General features: G+C 37.5%; 20 protein-coding genes. 12 read left to right on the top strand and 8 right to left on the bottom strand.

Annotation, left to right across the window (positions count from 1 at the left end):
* Positions 1-7 precede the first annotated feature (7 nt).
* The gene (locus MHB58_RS09960; protein WP_340735121.1) at positions 8-214 is read left to right on the top strand and encodes an S-layer homology domain-containing protein; all 207 of its coding nucleotides are present in this window, start codon (positions 8-10) and stop codon (positions 212-214) included.
* 136 nt (positions 215-350) lie between these two features.
* Here MHB58_RS09960 and MHB58_RS09955 read toward each other — a convergent pair whose 3' ends face one another.
* Positions 351-827, bottom strand: a complete 477-nt coding sequence (locus MHB58_RS09955) for a YusW family protein (protein WP_008403653.1) — start codon at positions 825-827, stop codon at positions 351-353.
* A gap of 304 nt (positions 828-1,131) precedes the next feature.
* Here MHB58_RS09955 and MHB58_RS09950 point away from each other — a divergent pair, with 304 nt between their 5' ends.
* Positions 1,132-2,484, top strand: coding sequence for a TraB/GumN family protein (locus tag MHB58_RS09950; protein ID WP_014823792.1), 1,353 nt, complete (start codon positions 1,132-1,134; stop codon positions 2,482-2,484).
* 79 nt (positions 2,485-2,563) lie between these two features.
* Here the strand turns inward: MHB58_RS09950 and MHB58_RS09945 are convergent, their stop codons facing one another.
* Positions 2,564-2,902, bottom strand: coding sequence for a GlpM family protein (locus tag MHB58_RS09945; protein WP_014823793.1), 339 nt, complete (start codon positions 2,900-2,902; stop codon positions 2,564-2,566).
* Between the two features lie 248 nt (positions 2,903-3,150).
* Here MHB58_RS09945 and MHB58_RS09940 point away from each other — a divergent pair, with 248 nt between their 5' ends.
* The 7 genes from MHB58_RS09940 (at position 3,151) to MHB58_RS09910 (ending at position 9,736) form a co-directional block, all read left to right on the top strand.
* Entirely contained in the window at positions 3,151-3,960 is an 810-nt protein-coding gene (locus MHB58_RS09940; RefSeq protein WP_081483445.1) for a helix-turn-helix domain-containing protein, read from the top strand.
* Between the two features lie 118 nt (positions 3,961-4,078).
* Positions 4,079-5,080 carry an ABC transporter substrate-binding protein gene (locus MHB58_RS09935; protein WP_420066692.1) on the top strand — a complete coding sequence of 334 codons (1,002 nt, stop codon included), beginning with the start codon at positions 4,079-4,081 and terminating at the stop codon, positions 5,078-5,080.
* Positions 5,081-5,210: 130 nt separating this feature from the next.
* The gene (locus MHB58_RS09930) at positions 5,211-6,221 is read left to right on the top strand and encodes a FecCD family ABC transporter permease (RefSeq protein ID WP_014823795.1); all 1,011 of its coding nucleotides are present in this window, start codon (positions 5,211-5,213) and stop codon (positions 6,219-6,221) included.
* Positions 6,211-7,239, top strand: a complete 1,029-nt coding sequence (locus tag MHB58_RS09925; protein ID WP_014823796.1) for a FecCD family ABC transporter permease — start codon at positions 6,211-6,213, stop codon at positions 7,237-7,239. Before MHB58_RS09930 ends, MHB58_RS09925 begins: the two co-directional genes overlap by 11 nt.
* A 6-nt stretch (positions 7,240-7,245) precedes the next feature.
* Positions 7,246-8,031, top strand: a complete 786-nt coding sequence (locus MHB58_RS09920; RefSeq protein ID WP_008403643.1) for an ABC transporter ATP-binding protein — start codon at positions 7,246-7,248, stop codon at positions 8,029-8,031.
* Positions 8,032-8,040: 9 nt separating this feature from the next.
* Positions 8,041-8,775, top strand: a complete 735-nt coding sequence (locus MHB58_RS09915) for an alpha/beta hydrolase (RefSeq protein WP_014823797.1) — start codon at positions 8,041-8,043, stop codon at positions 8,773-8,775.
* Positions 8,776-9,052: 277 nt separating this feature from the next.
* On the top strand, positions 9,053-9,736 hold the full coding sequence (locus tag MHB58_RS09910; protein ID WP_014823798.1) for a hypothetical protein: 684 nt from the start codon (positions 9,053-9,055) through the stop codon (positions 9,734-9,736).
* 65 nt (positions 9,737-9,801) lie between these two features.
* On the opposite strand, the gene MHB58_RS09905 is transcribed toward MHB58_RS09910, so the two are convergent.
* From MHB58_RS09905 to MHB58_RS09880, 6 genes are all read right to left on the bottom strand, one after another.
* The gene (locus MHB58_RS09905) at positions 9,802-10,065 is read right to left on the bottom strand and encodes a hypothetical protein (RefSeq protein ID WP_014823799.1); all 264 of its coding nucleotides are present in this window, start codon (positions 10,063-10,065) and stop codon (positions 9,802-9,804) included.
* Positions 10,058-10,732, bottom strand: coding sequence for an HAD hydrolase-like protein (locus MHB58_RS09900; protein ID WP_014823800.1), 675 nt, complete (start codon positions 10,730-10,732; stop codon positions 10,058-10,060). Before MHB58_RS09900 ends, MHB58_RS09905 begins: the two co-directional genes overlap by 8 nt.
* Positions 10,733-10,737: 5 nt before the next feature.
* Positions 10,738-11,283 (bottom strand): DUF5412 family protein, encoded by a 546-nt coding sequence (locus MHB58_RS09895; RefSeq protein WP_014823801.1) that lies wholly within the window; start codon positions 11,281-11,283, stop codon positions 10,738-10,740.
* Positions 11,284-11,399: 116 nt separating this feature from the next.
* Complete coding sequence (locus tag MHB58_RS09890; protein ID WP_014823802.1) at positions 11,400-11,927, bottom strand: YceI family protein; 528 nt, start codon at positions 11,925-11,927, stop codon at positions 11,400-11,402.
* 133 nt (positions 11,928-12,060) lie between these two features.
* On the bottom strand, positions 12,061-12,663 hold the full coding sequence (locus MHB58_RS09885; RefSeq protein ID WP_014823803.1) for an FMN-binding negative transcriptional regulator: 603 nt from the start codon (positions 12,661-12,663) through the stop codon (positions 12,061-12,063).
* Between the two features lie 9 nt (positions 12,664-12,672).
* The gene (locus tag MHB58_RS09880) at positions 12,673-13,188 is read right to left on the bottom strand and encodes a GNAT family N-acetyltransferase (RefSeq protein WP_014823804.1); all 516 of its coding nucleotides are present in this window, start codon (positions 13,186-13,188) and stop codon (positions 12,673-12,675) included.
* 424 nt (positions 13,189-13,612) lie between these two features.
* On the opposite strand from MHB58_RS09880, the gene rsgA reads away from it, so the two are divergent.
* The 3 genes from rsgA to MHB58_RS09865 all read left to right on the top strand — a co-directional run bounded on the left by rsgA (position 13,613) and on the right by MHB58_RS09865 (position 18,656).
* Positions 13,613-14,674: a ribosome small subunit-dependent GTPase A gene (gene rsgA, locus MHB58_RS09875; RefSeq protein WP_014823805.1), complete on the top strand. Its 1,062-nt coding sequence runs from the start codon at positions 13,613-13,615 to the stop codon at positions 14,672-14,674.
* Between the two features lie 613 nt (positions 14,675-15,287).
* Positions 15,288-16,736, top strand: coding sequence for a cardiolipin synthase (cls, locus tag MHB58_RS09870; RefSeq protein ID WP_339264605.1), 1,449 nt, complete (start codon positions 15,288-15,290; stop codon positions 16,734-16,736).
* Between the two features lie 123 nt (positions 16,737-16,859).
* Complete coding sequence (locus MHB58_RS09865; RefSeq protein WP_340735120.1) at positions 16,860-18,656, top strand: M3 family oligoendopeptidase; 1,797 nt, start codon at positions 16,860-16,862, stop codon at positions 18,654-18,656.
* The last annotated feature ends 22 nt before the right edge of the window (positions 18,657-18,678 follow it).

Below are 18,678 nucleotides of genomic sequence, written 5' to 3'. Positions count from 1 at the left end.
TCTTCAATTGTCATTGTCACAATATCATTATTATTTGTTTTTGGCACCGCATCATAAGGGATTCACGTCTGACCGTTATTTTGTAGCAACAGCTTATGAGTTTGGAATTTTTGGTGGTAAGAAAAACGGCCAATTTGACCCGAATGGAAAAATGACACGTTCGCAAATGGCAAAAGTATTATATAAAACATTGCAGATCGCAAAAATGATTTAATTCAGTTTGGCAAGAAAAAATGAAGAGGGGAGCAAATAACACAAAAGTGCCATTTTTCCGCGGGGAGAAAAATGGCACTTTTTAGCTGGCCGTAAAAATCGACTGGGATATCTACTTCAGTTCAGCTGCATTATCATTATTGCTGTGCTACACGGTGGTACTCTTTTACTGTACCATCTGCATATTTAATTTCAATTTCCACTTCCAAATAGCTGTCCGGTTGTTCAAATTTTTGCAGCACTTCATCGATTACCGCATCATCTTCTGAATTGATATCGAATGTGAAGCTTTCAAAAATCGGAACCAATTTGTTCGTTGCTTCATTACCTTCAATTTTTGTTTTGTTCACTTCATCTTCGATTTGTGCTTCTGCGCGAGATGCTTCATTTTCATAACTCACTTCATAACTCTTATCATCCGCATACTGGATATCCAAATCAAAGTGAGTAAAGTTAAATGGGGCATCCGGTGTTTCGGTTACAGTACTTGTCTGATTCATTGTATTTTGTTCTGTCGGCGCATTTTCAGGCAAATTGGTTGCTTCCTCGCTGTCACCACAGCCTACTAACAATGCAGTTGTACTTAATGCGCAAATTAATGCAAATTTCTTCATGAATGGAAACCACCTTTCTTGTAACTATTGTTAAAATACCCGATTTATTAAAAATTAATCAGCTTCATATTATTTAGAAAAATATAGTTATTTTTATTTAAGTCAAATTATCTAGTTACAGATTTCGGGTATATAGACTAACAATTTAAATGACAAAATATTCTATATTTAAATAAATTTATGTTACACTTATTTCGTGAAATAGATTTTAATAGAAAATGATTTAACCTTGAATTTATCCATATCTATAATTTATTTCAAAAAACCAATTGGAAATGACTTTCAAATGCAGGAGGATGTTTAAATGAAAAAGATGACTAAAACTGTTTTCGCTACAACGTTGGGGACTTCATTGATGCTTACATCAATTATGCCTGCCGTTAAAGCGGAACAAGTAACACCGGATATAAGCAGCTGGGCAATCGGTACATTAAATGAAGGCGAAAAATTCGGTATTTTTCCGATCGAATGGTACTATGATGGCTTCCGTTCTACAATTACAGCTGAACGTTTAGATTCATTAATTAAGCTAACTGCTCAAAAAATTGCAACTTTAAATTTGGATAAAAACGAAGAATTTAAACCAGTAGCGGTAAAAGGCGATGGCACACGCGGTGATATTATTAACCGTCTTTATAATATTGTCGGCCAATACAAGTTAAATACAGAAAAAGATGCTGTTACATATATGCAGAAACAAAAAATATTACAAGGGTCAGAACAAGGCTTGATGCTCGACAAAAAAGCTACAACACAACATGCGGTAATTTTTGCAGTACGCTTAATACAGAATATATTTGAGCAGGCAAACGCAGGTGCAAAAGGTGTTGCATGGGTAGTGGAAGACGAAGATACAAAAGTGTATTTGCTTGGTTCTATTCATGTAGGAACACCTGATTTATATCCTATGCATAAACAATTAACGAAAGCCTTCGATAATTCGGACGGCCTTTTCGTTGAAGCGAACTTATTAGATCCAACTGGTATGGATTATTATATCGAAAAAGCAATGTTTAAAGATGGACGAACGATTAAAGATGTTGTAAGTGAAGAAACGTATGCGAAACTTCAGAAAGTCGCAACTCAACTTGAAGTGCCTATGGAAGAACTGGAAATGCAAAAGCCTTGGTTGCTTTCAAATAATTTTTCGACAATGATGATGGACGGGGCATTTGGTTTAACAGCAGAAGAAATGGCGATGCATGGGGTAGATATGCAATTTTTATTAAGTGCTTACTTACAGCAAAAGCCTATTTATGAGCTAGAAGGTGTTAATGCACAAGTCGATATGTTTGAAGCTTTATCTCCAGAAGCCCAGGAAGAATCATTGGTAGCCGCTCTTGACGGTATTTTGGAGCCTACTGAACAATCTGAAGAAGATGTACAGTTAATGGCAGACTGGTTCACGAATTGGGTCAAAGGTGATGTGGAAAAGTTTGCGGCAAGCTTAACTGAAATGGAAGGAGACACATCCGAGTTCAATCAGATGCTGTTTGGTAAACGTGATGAAGAAATGGCCGCAAAGCTTGTTGATGTATTGGAAGAACAGCAAGGGACATTCTTTGTCGTTGTCGGCGCAGGTCACTTCTTAGTCGATAAAAATATTCGCTATCATTTAGAACAAAGCGGTTTTGAAGTAAAACCATTTTATCAATAAAATTAAAAGCGCATGGGGCTGGTTACGAAAGTAACTGCTCCATGCGCTTTTTTTTTGGGAATCCATAATAAAACTGTTACTAAGCGTTTAATAACGCAAGCACAGGTCTTCCGGCAACCATGAAAACGATGTAGACCGAAAGTGCTCCTAAAATAGCATAACTAGGCTTCCATAAACCCGATAAATAAAAAACAAGTACAGTAAATAACACCATGCCGACAGCACCAAAAATGGCGTTTTGCTGGACAATATGAAAAGTATCTTCCGTCATATTTTTCATTTGCAACCGCATATTGAGTAACGTTAAGATCGGAAGCAATGTTATAATACCGGACAAAAAGTGCAGATTCGATTTGCTTAACCAAGAAGCCAGCAGCATCACTGTACCGCCAAGAATAAACTGAATGACATAAAACAAGGACCAAATACCTCTATTCCATTAAAATACAATAACTATAAATCAATGTGTATCAACTATCAACAACATTTTCGGAAAATAGAATTAATTAAGTAAAATGAGATTTCTTTGGCTTATTTTAAGTATGAATTATATGATAAATTGCATTAATTCACTCAAGTAGTAAAAATATGTTGAATTATTAAGTCATAGTAGTGTACCTTTATTGAAAATGATTATCATTCCCATGGTATTGAAAGATAAAGCGGGTGAGGAACATTCAAACAAATGATTTAATAAAATATTTCGCCAACTCAACGGTTCAATATTCGGATTTATTTGTAACAAGTTTAGGTCCTAATGTACATGATCACAATCGAAATACGGCTCCATGTTTCAACGGACTTGTTATCACTCTTTCAGGTAGTGCAAATTTTTCGTTAAATGGAGAAGTATACGCTATACACAAAGGGGTTATCCTGCATGCCGGACCTAATATGGCGATTGATATTACGGTCACGAGTGAAGAACCATGGTATTATACGGTACTGCATTATGAAATGATAAGCAGCCCCTTTTCAGTGGAAATAGGCCATTTTAAAATTGAAACAGGTCATCATCATAAATTGGATTATTTAGTCCACCAATTAATTTGTTTCGAAAAAATACCGGGCGATTTAAATAGGCTGAAATGCAAATCCCTGTTTATGCAGCTGGTGGAATTTCTCGTCATTTGCGCAAAAATGCAAACATCAAATAATGTGGTGGACCAGGCCATTACATTTATGACCGAACATTATACATTACCTATTACGATAGCAGAAATCGCGGAAGAGGTAGGGTGTGACCGTCGACGCCTTGCCTATTTGTTCGATAAGCAAACCGGCATGTCACCCATTCAATTTTTAACGGAAATCCGGTTAAAACAATCGAGGGAATTGCTGCGCACGACATCAATTCCTATTAAAGACATTGCTGAACTAATAGGTTACCAGGATGCATTCTACTTTTGTCGTGTTTTTAAAAAGCAATATCATATGACACCGACAAATTTCCGAAAGCAATATTTAACTGTTTGAGCAAAAGTCCATTCCTTTTGTAAAAAACTCTATGTACGTAAAAATATTCTTTTGATATTATCGATATTGTACATAAGGTGATAATGATAATCGTTATCGATTAAAACAGGAGGAAAGAATTATGAAGAAATATCGTACATTAATCTTTGCAGGGGCATTGTCTTTAATGCTTGCTGCATGCACTGCAGATGAAGAGGTGGATTCGTCATCTGCAGGTGAATCAGAAAATAAATCAGAACAAGTTTCAAATGTAGAAAAAACAGTTGCAGATGAAGAAACAGAACGAAAAATATCTTATTTAGGGAACGACTATGAAGTACCGGAAAAAGTAGAAAGGATTATTGCAGCAAGTCTGGAAGCGATGGAAGATGCAGCAGTACTTGGTGTAAAGCCTGCTGGTGTTATTTCTATGGACGGTAAGACAATTCCTAAATACTTGGAGTCAGATTTATCAGGAGCAACTGTTGTCGGTTCAAAAAAAGAACCAAGCACAGAGGCAATGCTTTCTTTAAATCCTGAGGCAATTTTAGGTACTAGCAAATGGGATGAAGCACAAATATCCAATTATAACAAAATAGCAACGACATTCCCTTATTCTCATATTTCTACAAACTGGAAAGAGAACTTATTATTATTTGGCCAATTAGCCGGTAAAGAATCAGAAGCACAGAAAGCATTGGATGACTATGATACGAAATTAGCCAGTACGAAAAAATCGATTGCTAACAGTGAGCTGAAAGATAAAAAGGTTGTAATCATCCGCGTACGTGGCGGGTTGTCGGTCTATCCTGCAGGAGTATATTTAAACCCTTCAATTTATGAAGATTTTGGATTTACAGTGCCGGAAGAATTGAATTCAATCGAAGCACAAACAACGATTACATATGAAACGTTGGCAGAGTGGAACCCGGACATGATTTTCCTTCAATATGCTGATGATGAAAATAAGGATACTCCTGAATTATTACAGGAGATTTTAGATAATCCGATATTCAACAGTACAACTGCTGCCAAAACAAATAATGTGTACGTTAATCTAATTGATGCAATGGCACAGGGCGGGACAGCATGGTCAAAAATTAACTTCCTGGAAGCATTTAATGAGAACGTATTAAAATAAGTGCGAATTATTCTATAGACAGCTTCAGAGAAGGTAGAACAGACTTTACTATATTTCTGTGAAAGGGCTGTCCCGGAAAGGTTTTCCGGGCAGCCTCTTTCTTTTATTCAATAAAAGGAGGCCTATACTTTTGAATTTTTCATATCGGCATTTCATTTTATTTTCAACAATAATGCCAGTTCTGATTATTGTTGTGACACTCATGTCGATTTCGATGGGTACAAAATCAATCGCGCTTGAAACGATTATCGATGCAATTATCCGTTACGACAAAGAAAATGTAGATCATCAAATCATATGGACTGGTCGGGTACCAAGAGCGCTCGCTGTATTATTTGTTGGTGCATTTTTAGCAACAGCAGGTGCAATTATGCAAGGGGTAACTCGAAATTTCCTTGCGTCACCATCAATTATGGGCGTAACGGATGGATCAGCCTTTTTTATAACGTTGGCCTTTGTTTTTTTGCCAGGAATTTCAAGTTTTAATTTAGTCCTCCTTTCTATGCTAGGTTCACTTTTTGGCGGTGCACTTGTATTTGGTTTCGCATCCATTATTAAAAACGGTCTTTCCCCAGTAAGACTGGCAATTATCGGTACTGTAATCGGTACGTTTATAAGCAGCATCGGAACAGCAATTGCGATGTATCGTCAAATTTCACAAACGATTACTATGTGGTACAACTCGAAAGTACATATGGTAGAAATGGAATTAATCTATTTATGTGTTCCAATTGGAATGATTGGATTAATACTGGCCATTTCATTGGCGCGCGCTGTAACGATTACTGCGCTTGGCGAAGATGTTGCTGTCGGCTTAGGGCAGAATACAAGAATAGTAAAGCTATTAAGTATGTTAGCTGTCGCTATATTGACAGGTACTGCTGTAGCTCTTGTCGGCAAAATTGCTTTTGTCGGTTTGATCGTACCTCATATTGTAAGAATGCTTGTGGGCGTCGACTATCGAGTAATTATTCCTTGTTCGGCTGTTATGGGTGCATTTTTCCTTTCAGGATGTGACCTCATAAGCCGTTACATCAATTTTCCGTTTGAAACACCGATTGGAGTAGTAACCGCGCTTATCGGGGTACCGTTCTTCTTATATTTAATTCGACGTAAAGGCGGGGAAAAATATGCCGCTTAAAAAAACAAGATGGCTTATTATTATTTGCACACTGTTTTTCATACTTCTTATAGCCATGTATATACATTTAACGAGCGGTGCATTCACGATGACGACGCCGGAAGTATTTAAGACTTTACTGCGGATTGATTCGACAGAACAATTTGATTTAGTCATATTTGATTTTCGGCTGCCTAGAATTATTACGGCTGCCCTTGTCGGGATGGGCCTTGCGATGGCTGGCGTTGTGCTTCAGGGGATTACAAAAAATGCCCTTGCTGATCCTGGAATTATCGGAATTAACTCAGGTGCAGGCTGTGCAATTGTTATTTTCATGTTTTTCTTCCATATCGAACTCATTGATGTGGAAATAAACAGCCTTATTAAAATATTGATTGTTCCGATTTTTGGTTTTGTAGGAGGAGCAATAGCTGCAATAATTATATTGGTCATTTCATTTAAACATGGACGTATGGATATGCAAAGGCTGATTTTAACAGGCATTGCGATTGATACCGGCTTTAGTGCTGTTACCCTATTCTGGTCACTGAAAATGGATGAAGGGGATTATCAGGCAGCCGCTATTTGGATGAATGGTTCCATTTATAATTCCAACTGGTATTTTGTTAGTGCAATGCTGCCATGGCTGATTATTTTAGGGGTTTATATTTACAGGAAAGCCTATTTGCTCGACTACTTTCAATTGGAGGAGGAGACGATTACAAGTCTTGGAATTAGTATAGAAAAAGAAAAAATTAAACTATTGCTCGCAAGTGTCGGACTTGTCAGTGCCTGTGTTTCCGTTTCAGGGAGCATAGGGTTCATCGGATTAATGGCACCCCATATCGCAAGGCAGTTAGTCGGTATTCATCATCGCTATATGATGCCGGTAAGTCTTTTTATAGGGGCTGTATTGCTTGTGTTTTCAGACTATGTAGCGAAAACACTCTTTTCACCTGTAGAACTATCTGTTGGGATTGTCGTATCACTTGTAGGAATTCCATATTTTCTGTATTTACTTGTAAAATCGAAAGGGTGAGATATATTGTATGCATTTGAAGTTGAAAGCTTAACAACAGGTTATGAGAATACAAGAATTATTGAAAATTTAAATGTAAGTATTCATACAGGTAAGATTACAACGATTATCGGACCTAATGGATGCGGTAAATCAACTTTATTAAAAACAATCGGCCGAATATTAAAAAAGGAATGTGGCGAAATTTTTCTTCAGAATGAAAACATGAATACAATGTCTACTAAGGAAATCGCAAAAAAACTGGCATTACTAGTACAGTCACCGGCAGCACCCGGACAGTTGAAAGTTCATGAGCTTATTTCGTATGGACGCTATCCTCACAGGAAAAATGTTGGACGCCTTACGAAAGAAGATAACGAAAAAATCAATTGGGCAATGGAAGTCACAAATACTTTAGAGTTTCGAAATCGGGAAATCGCGGCACTTTCAGGGGGGCAACGTCAGCGCGTGTGGCTGGCGATGGCTTTGGCGCAAGAGACCGATATTTTACTGCTGGACGAACCGACTACATACTTGGATATGGCACATCAACTGGAAGTGCTTGAAATTGTTCAGCATCTTAATAGAACATTTGGCTGTACGATAATTATGGTGCTTCATGATTTGAACCATGCTGCAAGATTTTCAGATGAACTAATTACAATGAAAAAAGGGGAAGTGCTTCATACAGGCACACCCGAACAAATAATGAAAGCCGACATACTAAAAAGTGTATTCCAGATTGACGCTAAGATTATGATTGATCAGGAACATCAGGTACCCGTCTGTTTCTCATATAATTTAATGAAATAGGTGAAGTTAATGCAATCAAATTACAATGACTATTCTTATATTGTGGACATTTACGAACCGTATGAAACTCCTCCGGCACAAGGGTTTCCGGTAATCATCGTGTTGGATGGAACACGCTACAGTAAACTTATGTATGAAACAATGGCAATGCAGTTGCGAAACCGAAAAAAAACATTAGTGGAGCCAGCAATAATTGTTGGTATCGGCCATGATGAAAAAGATATTCCAAAACAGCGATTCCATGATTTCACGTCACCGGCAGATTACTATCATTTTCCTGTTCGCAGGGGGAAAGTGATGCAAGAGCTTCCGGCTGGGGGAGCAGTACAACTAATCGATTATATTGTTCAGCAAATTGTACCGATGCTTCGGGAAAAATATACAGTTGACGATCAGAAAATCTCGCTGTATGGACACTCTTTAGGCGGATTATTTGTGCTGTGGAGCTACTTAACTTATCCCGAAAGCTTTTATAAATATGTAGCTATTAGTCCTTCGATTTGGTGGAATAATCATGAGCTTTTTCGTACAATTCAACAAGCGGAAAAACCTTTTGCAGCTGCTCTATACATAGGAGTCGGAGGTGAGGAGGGCGATATGGTAGAAGATGCCCAGAAATTTGTTGAAATGGCTTCGGAGAAATGGATTAATTATGAGTTTTATATAGCAGAAAGCGAAAATCACGCATCCGTCATTCCAACTACGATGAGCAGGGTTTTGCGATTTTTAAAATCAAATGAATAACTAAACTTACCAGGTGGAAACGAACCGGCAGTTAATAACTATATAAATTAAGGGTGAAATTCCCTTTTACATAATACTCCATTAATACAAATTCATAAAACCGCCCTTTATTATTAGAGAAAAGGGCGGTTTTTAGTATGATTAGCAACTTCCTTATTGTTAACGTATTAATACTAGGACAGTTGAACAACATGTTTTATGTAGTTATTTGAGGGAATAGATGACTATCACGCTTCATACATCGTTAGCAACATGGATATAGTAGGAGGAATGCAAAATGGGAAACAAAGAATCTGAAACAAATAAAAAATCATATAACCGCTTACCGGATGAACGTAAAGACGAGAAAGTAGAAAAATTTGATGAAACGAATCATGTAAATGTACAAAACGAATCAATGAAAGATGATTTATTGCTTAAAACGAATAAAGAATCGTATAACCGTTTACCGGATGAGCGTGATGATAAAAAAATGGAGAAGTATAATGAACGAAGTCATGTCGAAGGAAATGAGGAAAAAAAAAGCCTAAAAACGAATAAAGAATCGTATAACCGGTTACCGGATGAGCGTGATGAAACAAAAATGAAAGATTACAATGAACGCAGCCATGTAGAAGATAACATAAAACAGGAAAAAACTGTTGAGACGGTGAAAGAGTCCTATAACCGCTTACCGGATGAACGTAATAATGAAGAGATGAAGAATTACAATGAGAGAAGTCATGTGGAAGGGAACGGTCAAACAGACAAATCTGTTGAAACCGTAAAAGAGTCCTATAACCGGTTACCGGATGAACGTAATGACGAAGAGATGAAATCTTATAATGAACGCAGTCACGTGGAAGGCAATCAGCAACAGGAATCGAGTGTTGATACCGAGAAAGAATCGTACAACCGTCTTCCTGACGAACCTGTTCAGGAAACATCCGTACATGAAAAATATAAAAATAATAACAAATAAATTTCATCTCCATCTACGAAAAAAAGCATCGACGTAATTCGATGCTTTTTTTGTGTAAACTATTATTAACTTCTAAGCTGATACCAGCTGAACAGCATTGCAATAAAACTGATGCTCAAAAATACCCCGCCAATTACAAGTGATGCATGGGCATAACTCGTTTTTATAAATATGTATTCATTTGTATCGGACATTCCCCCGAGAGATTGTATCCAAATAGTGCCGAGTGAATTGGCAATAGAACCGTTAAAAATAATTAATATCAGCCCAATAATCGCAAATATGCTGCTTAATTTAAGTAGATCTGAGTTTTTGGTCGAATTAGTCATGTTCTCCCTCCAATATTCGATTGAGGTTCAAAATGTCAATTAGTTGCGGAAATTCGGCAATGATATGATGGGCTTTTTTGATTTCTTCATGTTGGGCAAAATCAAAGTTCACTGCAATGGCTAGTAGATTGTTATCAATTGCAGCGGTAATATCTGATGCGCGGTCGCCAACGACAAAACCACTGACTATATTCTGTTCCTGCTTTATTTGTTCAACAAGATGGGACTTATTTCTTGATGGAATAATGTCGATACTATAGCACTTTTGTATCCACCGATTTAACTTAAAAGTAGACATAATCGCTTGTAAATAAGCGGTTTCACCATTACTTGCAATAAATAAAGGATACGATTTACTTAATATTTGAAGTGTCGACACTACGTTTTCGTAAAGTGCACCGTTTCCTAGGCGGATTTCTTCAATAAGTGCCGACTGAAAATAATAATTGCTCTTTTCACGAATTTTATCAGAGTGATTCGGACACAACGTCTTCCATACAACATCAAGAGGAACACCCATTATTTCTCGGTATTCATCAATAGGGGTAGCACCTGTCCAAAGCTTATTTTGGCGTAAATACTCAAAGGTACGCTCGAGTGCCGGTTCTAAAATAAGATTAGTTTGAAATAAAGTGCCGTCCATATCAAAGATTATTGCCGTTTGCATTACCTTCACCTCGTTTTGATTTTATAACCAAATGTTTCCCCATTTTTTAGATTGAGTTTGTGTCCATTAATAATGACAATCTCATCGGTCAGCCATTGAATATTTGCATTTTCGGCATGTCTTTCGTAATAAAACTGTTTTTTAAATCCTAATGGGCCATCAAGTTCCCCCCGAATTCCAAACGATCCCATCGCTCCTGCATCAAAAGCATAGAAATCCAAAGTATAGCCCATATCCGGCGAATAAGATTTTACCAGATGCTCTGTACCACCAAATGAATAAACAATGATTTTTAAAGCGAAAAATAAAAGAATGAGTGATGTAAATAAAATGGAGATGGTATTCAAGAAAGAAGCTACCACTTTTTTTAGGCGTGACAATTGTTTGTATTCCTTGAGTAACGAATAAATAATCAGCACAAAAAGGAGAGCAATCACAATGAGTGTTGTATAGGAAAATGTCCATAATGTATTACTCATTATATAAACGCAAACGCCGATAAAGGCCAAACATAAAGTGAATAATGTAATGGCAGACCAAAAATTTCGCAAAATAGCACCTCACACCAAAATGGAAAATAATGTTTTCAAACTTGACGCTATAAATTATGTAAAGTTGCACAAAAAAATCAGCCGTATACATAATAGCTACGGCTGCTTCTTACTAATTATTGTGCTGGGTTTAATTCAAGTTCTACTTTAATTTTAATATCTTTTCCAACTAATACGCCACCTGTTTCAAGTGCTGCGTTCCATGTAAGACCAAATTCTTCACGGTCAATTTTCGTTTCCGCTTCAAAACCGTAAACTTCAACACCCCATGGATTTGTTCCTTTACCGCCATATTCTACATCGAATACGGCTGGTTTCGTTACATCTTTAATCGTCAAATCGCCTGAAACTTTATAATCTTCACCATCTTTTGTGATGCTTGTCGATTTAAATTTAATGTCAGGGAATTGCTCAGTATCAAAGAATTCCGCTGATTTTAAGTGGTTGTCACGATCTTCATTGTTTGTATTAATACTTGTCGTATCAATCGTAATTTCAATTTGCGCCGATGTTAAATCTTCTAAATTATCCACTTCTACATCAGCTGAATAATTAGTGAACTGACCTTTAACTTTCGAGACCATCATATGCTTGACTTCAAAACCAATTGTTGAGTGTGCCTGATCGATTTGCCATTTTGCCATGATAAATTCCTCCCAACTATTATGAAACCCAAGAAGTTCTATACCTTGAATTCGAGATAAATTTACCATATTAGGATAAGGGTGTCAATTAAAATATAAGACTATTTAAATAATTCAAACATTTTACAATCCATTAATTTTCCGTCATTAATTTTGCAATTTCTTTATCAAAAATGTCATTCCGTTTTAGCAATTCATCAATGACAAGTTTTTGACGTTCCTTAGAGTGGCCTTGGCTTAATTTTGCCGTAGCTTCAATGGAACTAATCCGAATTTTAAATGGCACAATGCCTTTTAATAAGCCGTTCATATATTTCGGATCAACAGTATTTACATCATAGGAACTATTAGGTACTTCATATTTATCAATTAAATGGTGAAGGGATAGGCGGATTTCCTCTTCATCCTCCATCAGTTCGATAAATCCCTTTACATGAACCGCCACATAATTCCACGTAGGTACAGAATCTTTTGTTTCATACCAGGAAGAAGAGATATAGCTATGCGGGCCATTGAAAACGGCGAGCACCTGCTGATCGAGAATATCTTTCCATTGTGTGTTAGCGCGTGCAAAATGACCGTAAATAAACTTCCCGTCTTCACCTAAATATAGCGGTAAATGCGTTGCAGTCGGTACACCTTGGTGAAGTGAGACAACTGTCGCAAAACTATACTCATTAATAATCTGGCGAATCCTTTGTTCATCTGTTAATTGATACTGCTTTGGAATGTACATTATTTTCCCTCACAAATGTTTAGTCATAATAAAATCTTTTTGTTCTTCTTCACCCATGAAAAAAGAGTGAGAGCCTGTTTTTTCAAAGCCAGCCTTTTCATAGAACGCAATTGCATTCAGATTGTTTTCCCATACGCCGAGCCAAATTTTGTTTTTGTTCTTTTCATGGGCCAGTTTGATCGCTTCGTTCATTAACACTTTCCCTAAACCAAGTTTCTGAAAACGGTTTAAAATATAAATTCGTTCAACTTCCAGAGTTTCTTGCCCCAATTGTTCGGACTGCGCTTCCTCTGTATTGATTTTTAAATAACCTGCCAGCTCTTCATTTACATACAGTAACTTAAATAGAGAGTGTTTATTTTTGATCTCAGCTGTCAATTTTTCTACTGAAAAAGCATCATTCAAATAATCAGTCATACTCTCTTCACTATTTTGCTCATGAAATGTTTCGTAAAATGTATCACGGCTGATTGTTTGTAAAGCGTCTAAACTTTCGGTAGTACATTGTATTAATCGAATGTTCATCTAGAATCCCTCTTTTTAATAATTTCTATTTATTGTTATGATCATAACTAATAAAATAATTGTTTCATAATATTCGAGAAGATTCAATAATGAATGGAATTATCAGCAAGTGCAGCAGTGTAGAATGAATTGTTAATTATTTTGTAATTAACCGTCGAACTGTATTGACAAAACATTCTATCTATTGTTATAGTTGGAATAACTAATGGAGAAAGATGGTGATGAATATGACTAAATTACATGAGATTGAAACAATGCAATTATGCTTGTCATATGACATTCGCCACAATAGTGCCTTCTAATATCGAAGAGTCACGCTTCTTTACTGTGCGTATGAAACCTTATGACGAGCAAAATTGCTGGTCATAAGGTTTTTTTGTTTGCCTGAAAACAAAATATCATACGCCATTAGGAGGCAATTCCATTGAATTTACAACAATTAGGTTTCACCACTTTTTTTGATACACAACTACAAACTTTATCCATCGATACGTCCACAAAACTTGTGGGACGCGTCATACTCGAACATAAACATTCCTACCGTGTCCTGACAGAACAGGGAGAGTTTTTGGCAACGGTATCCGGAAACTTTGCATACCATGCCTTTTCAAGAAAAGATTACCCGGCTGTAGGCGATTTCGTCATTATTGAACAAATGCCTGGAGAAGACCGTGCCATAATTCATCATTTATTTGAGCGGAAATCAAAATTCACAAGAAAAATGGCCGGTCTGGAAATCGATGAACAAATCGTGGCGACAAATATAGATCTCATTTTACTTGTCATGAGTTTAAATGATGACTTCAATATACGTCGTTTAGAACGTTATTTAGTAGCTGCATGGGATTCTGGGGCAACACCGGTTATTGTATTAACAAAATCGGATTTGTGTAAGGAAGTCACGCCATTTTTAAGTGAAATCGAATCGGTCGCATTTGGTGTGGATATTTTAACGGTAAGTGCACAGACAGGTGAAGGAATGGCTCCATTACATGCGCTATTAACGGAAGGGAAAACAGCGGCATTACTCGGTTCTTCTGGTGCCGGAAAGTCAACGCTTACGAATGCTTTATTAAACTCAGAACAAATGAAAGTGTCTACAATCCGTGAAGATGATGCAAAAGGCCGCCATACGACGACACATCGGGAACTTGTTGTTTTACCATCCGGAGCTTGCCTGATCGATACTCCAGGGATGCGGGAGTTACAGCTATGGGATCAGGGAGATAGTCTGAATGCAAGTTTTTCTGATATTGAACAGCTTACGGAAAACTGCCGATTCCGGGATTGCCAGCATAAAAATGAACCAGGTTGTGCTGTCTTGCAGGCAGTTGAAGAAGGGGCGCTTGATGCTGCCCGTTTAGCGAGCTATTTTAAACTACAGCGGGAGCTTGCTTATATCGAGAAAAAGGCGAATACGGATGCACAGCTTGCAGAAAAACGTAAGTGGAAGCAAGTATCAAAAAGCTTAAAGAAAATGAGGTAAAGTGAATTTTCAATCAATGGGGGGTTCATTCCCCAACTGATTGAAAGAACACAAGCTAAAACCGTCACGTCCTGTGACAACGCTTGTGTGACCAACATCGTGTTGGTTCGAACCAATCGGGCTTTTACGGCTAGTTGTTTTCCCGCCTGCCTTTTCGCCATGCTTAAGTCTAGAGGGGGAGGCTTGCCTCTGCCCTTACACTTTTGAGGTAAATAAATTACTACCCGTTAATGCGGGATAAATCACAAGTAGATGTACAGATATTGTGCGTCTGCTTTTTTATGCGTTCTGTTAATTAGAACAGTCATTGATTGTAAGGAAGTTTGAGCTATAATGAATGAAGTGAAGAGATTACAGCGCTATGAACGTTTCAAAATGGCAAAAATGGAGACTAGTATCAAATTATCGCTTACTTTTGAGGTAAGCGGTATTTTCATTTTCACGCTAAAAGCAAATACTCACTCGAATAATGAGTGAATTCCTTTAAAATATGCATTTCTGTGTCTTAAATATATATTTACAGGGAATAGTAAAATAGTAGAAAAAACTAGTGATTTATAACATTTAGTAGTTGCTTTCTCTTATAATTAAATTATGAAAAGAGATGAATTTCATGACAGTCACTGGTATTTTAACCGTCACCTTGTTTGCTTTGAACATTGTGTTTGCCCTCGTATTAATATTCATCAGCCGGAAAAGCGCCTCATCTACATGGGCTTGGTTATTTGTACTCTTTTTCTTACCGATTTTTGGTTTTATTTTATATTTACTGATCGGTAGGAATTTACAGAAAAAACATTTTGTGCGGTGGCATGCAGTGCAGCAGGAGGAAACATTGGAAATATTCCAGGAACAAAAGAATGCGCTGGAAGATGGAACATATGAATTTCCCAATCCCATTACAAAAAAGCATGAAGCGTTAATCAAGATGAACGTTGATTATAACCATTCTTTATTAAGTTCGAAAAATGATGTCAAAATAATGTCAGAAGGGAAAGAGAAATTCCGTTCGGTTATTGAAGATATCGAAAATGCAAAACAGACCATTCATATTCAATACTACATATATAAAATGGATGATGTTGGAAAAAGTATATTTAACGCACTTGTGAAAAAAGCAAAAGAAGGTATCGAAGTACAAATGATGTACGACGATTTAGGGTCGCGCACATTACGCAAAAAGGATCTGAAAAAGTTAACGGATGCCGGTGGACAGGTAGAAGCATATTTTTCATCCTATTTTAAACTCTTTAATCCGCGTATCAATTTCCGAAATCACCGGAAGCTCATTATTATTGATGGAAGGATCGGGTATATCGGTGGATTTAATGTCGGAAATGAATATGCCTGTCTGGATGATGAAATCGGGTATTGGCGAGATACCCATTTGAGAATAGAAGGCAATTCGGTCTATAACATGCAGGCACATTTTTTATTTGACTGGTATCAGGCGAAAAAAGAAGAGCTGACTGAAATCGAACAAAGATATTTCCCGTCATTTACAGTAGATTCGGATACACCTGTTCAAATTGTGTCGAGCGGCCCGGATACGGATTTTGAATCGATTAAAAACAGCTATATTCGGATGATTTTAAGTGCCAAAAAGTATGTTTATATTCAATCGCCGTATTTTGTTCCGGATGAGCCATTTATGCATGCGGTACAAATTGCTGCTTCATCAGGTGTTGATGTGCGCATCATGACGCCTGAAGTAACCGATCATGCTTTTGTATATGGAGCCAATTCAGCATACAGCGGCGATTTATTGGAGGTTGGCGGTCGAGTGTATCGGTATAAAAAAGGCTTCCTTCATGCAAAAATGATTGTCATTGATGATGAAGTGGCGACAATTGGAACCGCAAACATTGATGTACGAAGTTTTAGCCTGAATTTTGAAATTAACGCCATTCTATATGATGCCGATTTGGCGATACAGTGCAGGGAGCTGTTTGAAGCCGATATTGAGGAGAGTTTTGAATTAACGAAGGAGCAATATGATGAACGCAAAACATGGACGAAAGTTCGAGAATCCGTTTCGCGTTTATTATCACCGATATTATAATCTTGTAGCTAGCCGACATACAGGCTAGCTTTTTTATTTCAAAAACCGAAATATTTCCGAGCATTTTAACTGATTTTTTAGTAAAATAAGAATTGAACTACAATTCGGAAAGTGGGTAATGAAATGGTGAATGTAAAATATCCTGAAGTTTGGGATTTGGATGTGTTTTTCCCTGGTGGTAGTGCGTCTTCGCAATTGATCGAGCACATTGAAAGTTTGACACCTAAACTAGATGTATTAAAAGGAAAAATCGACAAGTTTGAAGTTCCACAAAATAGTGATGCTGCATTGGAAATCCAATCAATTCTGGAAAGCATCAAAGAAGTAATAATGCATATTTCTCAGGCAGGGGCAGTGCTTTCTTGCTTGACTGCACAAGATACGACTGATCGTGATGCACTATTACTGCAAGGCCAATTATCCGGTATTGCCGCAAATTCATCTCCGATTTTAGAAAGTTTTAATCAAAAATTGGGTAAGATCGATCAGGCAACTTTTAAAGGATTATTGGAAACAGCTGAATTAGCTCAATTCGAGTTCATCTTGACGGAATGGCGCGAGAAATCGAAAGAGTCGTTATCTGAAGAAGAAGAAGCGCTAATTTCCGCTTTAGGTGTTGATGGGTACAGTTCTTGGGGCCAGCTTTACAACATGCTGATCGGCGATATTAAAGTGGAAGTTGAAGTGGATGGCGAAAAGAAATTACTTTCTGTTGGACAAGCGAATAATTTAAGTTCTCATAAAGACCGAACTGTCCGTAAAGCAGCATTTGATGCATTGGAAAAAGTGTTTACAGAGCGTGAAGAATTCTTCGCGAAAACATTGAACCATTTAGCTGGTTTCCGTTTAGCCGTCTATAAAAAGCGCGGCTGGGACTCGGTAACAAAAGAGCCGCTTCAAATTAACCGTATGAAGCAAGAAACAATCGATGCTATGTGGGGTGCCATTACATCACGTAAGGCGATATTTGCCGGTTATTTGCAACATAAAGCACACCTGTTAGGTACAGAACATCTGGACTGGTTTGACTTTGATGCACCGGTTACGGATTCAACAGCTACAATGTCTTATCAGGATGGTGCTGAATTTATTCTGAAGCATTTCGGACGCTTTGGTTCTGAAATGGAAAGCTTTGCACGCACAGCATTTGAAGATGGCTGGATTGAAGCGGAAGACCGTGACAATAAACGTCCAGGCGGTTTCTGTACAGGGATGCCATTGTCTGATCAATCACGTATTTTCATGACATACTCGGGTTCGATGTCCAATGTTTCAACATTGGCACATGAATTGGGACATGCTTTCCATACTTATGCACTGCGTCCTGTTCATCCATTGAACCGCCGCTATGCAATGAATGTTGCTGAAACAGCTTCAACGTTTGCTGAAATGATCGTGGCAGATGCAGCGGTCGAAGAAGCAACAACTGAACAAGAAAAGATTGCATTACTGGAAGATAAAATTCAGCGTTCTGTCGCATTTTTTATGAATATCCATGCGCGTTACTTATTTGAAACTCGATTTTATGAAGAACGCAAGAAAGGCATTGTATCAACGAAACGCTTGAACGAACTTATGGAAGAAGCGCAAATTGAAGCACATGCAGGCGGGTTAGGCGAAACACATCCGCACTTCTGGGCCTCTAAAATGCACTTCTATATTACAGGTGTACCTTTCTATAACTTCCCGTACACGTTCGGTTATTTATTCTCATTAAGCATTTATGCGAAAGCAAAAGAAGAAGGAAAAGGCTTTGAAGAAAAGTACATGGCCTTATTGCGTGATACGGCTGTCATGACAGTTGAAGAGTTGGCGATGAAGCACTTAGGCGAAGACATTACAAAAGAAGATTTCTGGTTAAAAGGAATCGCACTTTGTGAAGAAGATGTTGCCGAGTTTATTGCATTAACATCGAAGTAATATAAGAAAAGGGCTGTGTGAA

Source organism: Solibacillus sp. FSL K6-1554, from assembly GCF_038005185.1.
Lineage (GTDB): Bacteria > Bacillota > Bacilli > Bacillales_A > Planococcaceae > Solibacillus > Solibacillus silvestris.
This window is presented reverse-complemented; position numbering and strand designations above follow the sequence as displayed.

Coding starts and splice junctions, on each gene's coding strand:
- MHB58_RS09885 (WP_014823803.1), bottom strand. CDS start 12,663: ATGTACATTCCAAAGCAGTATCAATTAACAGATGAACAAAGGATTCGC.
- MHB58_RS09865 (WP_340735120.1), top strand. CDS start 16,860: ATGGTGAATGTAAAATATCCTGAAGTTTGGGATTTGGATGTGTTTTTC.
- cls (WP_339264605.1), top strand. CDS start 15,288: ATGACAGTCACTGGTATTTTAACCGTCACCTTGTTTGCTTTGAACATT.
- MHB58_RS09905 (WP_014823799.1), bottom strand. CDS start 10,065: ATGACTAATTCGACCAAAAACTCAGATCTACTTAAATTAAGCAGCATA.
- MHB58_RS09890 (WP_014823802.1), bottom strand. CDS start 11,927: ATGGCAAAATGGCAAATCGATCAGGCACACTCAACAATTGGTTTTGAA.
- MHB58_RS09925 (WP_014823796.1), top strand. CDS start 6,211: ATGCCGCTTAAAAAAACAAGATGGCTTATTATTATTTGCACACTGTTT.
- MHB58_RS09915 (WP_014823797.1), top strand. CDS start 8,041: ATGCAATCAAATTACAATGACTATTCTTATATTGTGGACATTTACGAA.
- MHB58_RS09955 (WP_008403653.1), bottom strand. CDS start 827: ATGAAGAAATTTGCATTAATTTGCGCATTAAGTACAACTGCATTGTTA.
- MHB58_RS09950 (WP_014823792.1), top strand. CDS start 1,132: ATGAAAAAGATGACTAAAACTGTTTTCGCTACAACGTTGGGGACTTCA.
- MHB58_RS09910 (WP_014823798.1), top strand. CDS start 9,053: ATGGGAAACAAAGAATCTGAAACAAATAAAAAATCATATAACCGCTTA.
- MHB58_RS09900 (WP_014823800.1), bottom strand. CDS start 10,732: ATGCAAACGGCAATAATCTTTGATATGGACGGCACTTTATTTCAAACT.
- MHB58_RS09880 (WP_014823804.1), bottom strand. CDS start 13,188: ATGAACATTCGATTAATACAATGTACTACCGAAAGTTTAGACGCTTTA.